The organism is Zemynaea arenosa (assembly GCF_004614185.1).
Classification (GTDB): domain Bacteria; phylum Pseudomonadota; class Gammaproteobacteria; order Burkholderiales; family Burkholderiaceae_D; genus Telluria; species Telluria arenosa.
The window spans coordinates 1-3,608 of record NZ_SPVF01000169.1 but is presented as its reverse complement, the minus strand read 5'-3'; the positions used below and the strand labels follow the sequence as shown (position 1 = coordinate 3,608).

Below are 3,608 nucleotides of genomic sequence, written 5' to 3'. Positions count from 1 at the left end.
GCGCGCACGCCGCCGCCTTCCAGGTAGGCCAGGCCCATCATGCGCTGGGCGCAGGGGCTGCCCTGCTCGGCGGCGTGGCGGAACCAGCCGGTGGCCAGCACGTCGCTGGCGTCCACGCCCTGGCCGTACTTGTACATCAGGCCGAGGTTGTGCTGGGCGCTGCGCTCGCCCTGCACCGCGGCCTTGCGCAGCCAGGCCAGCGCCAGCGCGGTGTTGGCGGGCACGCCGAGCCCCTGCAGGTAGCATTCGCCGAGCAGGGCCTGGGCCGAGGGCACGCCCTGTTCGGCAGCGCGGTAGAACCAGGCGAAGGCCAGTTCGTCGTTCTGCTCGACGCCGCGGCCACGGCGGAACATCTGGCCCAGATTCTGCTGGGCGGACGGGTCGCCCTGTTCGGCGGCCTTGCGGAACCAGTGGGCGGCTTCGGCGTCATCCTGTTCGACGCCGCGGCCGTTGTAGTAGAGGGAACCGAGGTGGTTCTGGGCGTAGGCGATGCCCTGGAGGGCGGCTTCGCGCAGCCATTTGAAGGCGGAGCCGTAATCGCGCTCGACGCATTCGCCTTTCTTGTAGAGCAGCCCCAGGTTGAACTGGGCGTAGGGGTTGCCCTTTTCCGCCGCCTCGAGAAACCAGACATAAGTTTGATAATGCTCTCGCGTGCTATTCGGGCGGCTCATGCGATTCTCCGGCGAGGTCAAGCGAACACAAGTATTGCTAAAATTTTAACAGCAATACTTCGCCGGAATTTGCGAACGCACAAGCGCGCGTTCGCAAATCTCGTTCAAAGCGATTTCAGAACTTGTTCCGTTTCGGCCCGGCAGCGTACACGGCGATCGCCAGCAGGGTCACGCACCACACGATCAGGGCGCCGGACGGCAGATCGTAGATGGTGGACAGCACCAGCCCGGCCGCGTAGCCGCCCACGCCGGTCAGGTAGGCCAGCGGCAGGCGCAGGCGGTCGCCGTAGTGGCGCACCGCCAGGCCAGGCACGATCAGGCTGGCGAACACGAGGTAGACGCCGACCAGCTGGACCGACATCGTCACCGCCAGCGCAAACACCAGGTAGAAGCCGAGCCGCGAGAGGCGGCCGCGGAAGATCCACAGCACCGCCAGGATCACGGCCGCGCCAATGGCGGGCAGCAGCAGCTGGTCGTAGCTGACCCAGAGGATCTGCCCGGCCAGCAGGTCCTGCAGGTGCTCGCCGCCGTGCGGGTTGTGGGCGACCAGCAGCAGCCCGGCGGTCGCGGCCAGGATGAACATGACACCGATCTGCGCCTCCTGCACCTCGGGCCAGCGTTTCTCGGTCCAGGTCAGCAGCAGCGCGCCGAGACCGGCGGCCACGGCAGCCGCGCCCTGCACCGCCCAGCCGTGCGGATCCAGCTCCCCGACGCCGGCGATGATCACGCCCAGCGCGGCGATCTGGGCGATGGCCAGGTCGATGAAGACGATGCCGCGCTTGAGCACCTGGGCGCCGAGCGGGATGTGGGTGGCCAGCACCAGCAGGCCGGCCAGGAAGGCCGGCACCACGATCATGAAATCAAAGCCGCTCATTATTTGTTGGCCTCGACCAGGCGTTGAACAGTCGTATCGAACAGAGCGAACAGATTTTTCGATTGCTCATCCGCCCCCACGGTGAAGGGAACCAGCACCGCCGGGATCTTCGCGCGCTCGGACAGCCACTGCGAGGCGCGCGCATCCTGGTAGGCGGCGCGCAGGACCATCTTGGCGGGGGTGCGCTGGAGCTGGTTCAGCAGCCCGCCGAGATGCGCCGCGCTCGGTTCCACACCCGGCTTGGGCTCCAGCGTGCCGACCTGGTGCATGCCCAGCCAGTTCATCAGGTATTCCATGTTCTTGTGGTGCTCGACCACGGCCACGCCACGCAGTCCGGCGGCCTGCTTTTCCCACTTGAGCATGGCGGCATTCCAGCGCGCCTGGAAGTCTTTCAGGCGGCCCTGGTAGTAGGCGGAGTTGCCGGGGTCAACCTCGCCCAGGCGCTTGGCCAGGGCGGTGGCGACCAGCGCGATGTTATGCGGGTTCATCTGGATGTGCGGGTTGCCGAGGGCATGCACGTCGCCCTGGCTGCGGTCCACGCTGGCCGGCACGTCGATGCGCGGTACGAAGGCGCCGGCCTCGAAGTGGCCCGGCTGGCCGGTGGCGATCTTGCCGTTGCCGGACTGCTGGATCAGCACCGGCAGCCAGCCGATTTCCAGCTCCAGGCCGGTGCACACCAGCAGGTCCGCGTTGCGGGTGCGGGCGATCAGTCCCGGGCGGGCTTCGACGCGGTGCGGGTCCTGCAGCGCATTGGTGGCGCTGGAGGTCTGGACCTTGTCCCCGCCCAGTTCCTGGGTGAGCGCTTCCCATTCCGGCTCGCAAGCCAGCACATTGACGGCCGCGTGCGCGGCGGATGACAGCAGCGCGGTGGCGGCGAGCAGCACGCCAGCAAACATATTCTTGTTCATCTTCCCCTCCTTAGAATGCGTGGGCCGCGTGCGTGCCCAGGCTCATGACGTATTGCAGATAGATCTGGTTGTCGGACTCGCCGCGGCGCGCCTTGTCCTGCGCGAACTGCAGGCGCAGGCGCGAGAACTCGGACGGGCTCCAGTCGAGCATGACAGTGGAGCGCTTCGGCTTGTACGCGGCCAGCGTCGGGAACAATGCCGGGGCCAGCCCGCCGAGCGAGACGCTGCCGGAGTCGAGCCGGTCATAACGCAGGCCGACGCGCCAGGCGGGCATGAACTGGTACACGCCCTGCACGTACCAGCCGGACTGGCGGCTCGCGTACGCGCCCTGCTCTTCGCCCAGGCCGAGGCTGCCATCTTCCTTGCGGCGGAAGTATTCGCCTTGCAGCTTCAGGTTGGTCTGGGTGGAATTGCCGTTGGGAGCCCATTTGTAGATGGCGTCGGCAATCCAGAGCTGGGAGCGGCCGGCGAAGGCGCCCGTCATGCCATCCTCGTCGAACTCGCGGTTGCCCGCGCGGGTGCGCAAGTAAGACAATCCCGCGCGCCAACTGCCGCTGGTGCCGACATCGTCGCCGACGTGAGCGTAGATGGCGGTGGCGTTGGTGCCGTTCTTGTTGCGGTCGGTACCGGGGAAGCTGCTGCCATTCCCCACTTCGGCGCCCAGTTCCACGAACATGTCGGTCGGTGCGAGCCAGGTGGCGCGCAGGCCGTCCGGCTTGTACTGTCCAGCGAGGAAGGCCTGGTAGGCCAGCGGGGCGTCGACGAAGTCCCAGGCGTGCGTGTGCTGGCCGTTCAGGTAGCCGATACCGGAGAGGAAGCGGCCGGCCTGGAGGTTGAGGCCGTTGCCGAAGGCGCGGGTGCGGACGAAGGCTTCCTCCACCGAGACTTCGTTTTCCGGGCTCAGCGAGAAGGTCAGCTGGCCGGAGAACAGCGGGTCGATATTGGCGGACAGCGTCAGCTCGGATTCGCCGAGGCTGAAGCTGCGGCTGCCCGGGCCGACCTCGCCGCCCGGCGGGAGGAAACCGCCGAGGCGCCAGGTGGACGGGTCACGCTGCAGGCTGGCGTAGGTGCCGCCGAGGACCAGCGACATGGCGGGGTTGAACACATTCGCGGCGGCCGCGCCGGGGGCGCCCGCCAGCGGGGGCGGCGCTGCCG

Annotated in this window: 4 protein-coding genes; all 4 read right to left on the bottom strand. The window is 67.8% G+C overall.

Features of this window, described 5'->3' with window-relative positions; all coding sequences use genetic code 11:
- Positions 1 to 671, bottom strand: a 671-nt coding sequence (locus tag E4L96_RS13600) for a tetratricopeptide repeat protein (RefSeq protein WP_135207767.1), incomplete at its 3' end; no start/stop codon positions are given.
- A 115-nt stretch (positions 672 to 786) separates the two neighbouring features.
- A complete protein-coding gene (locus tag E4L96_RS13595; RefSeq protein WP_135207766.1) occupies positions 787 to 1,545 on the bottom strand; it encodes a metal ABC transporter permease in 759 nt (252 codons plus the stop codon).
- Entirely contained in the window at positions 1,545 to 2,453 is a 909-nt protein-coding gene (locus tag E4L96_RS13590) for a metal ABC transporter substrate-binding protein (protein ID WP_181017616.1), read from the bottom strand. Before E4L96_RS13590 ends, E4L96_RS13595 begins: the two co-directional genes overlap by 1 nt.
- Positions 2,454 to 2,463: 10 nt before the next feature.
- Positions 2,464 to 3,608: putative porin (locus tag E4L96_RS13585; RefSeq protein ID WP_135207765.1), on the bottom strand; the 1,145-nt coding region annotated here is incomplete at its 5' end.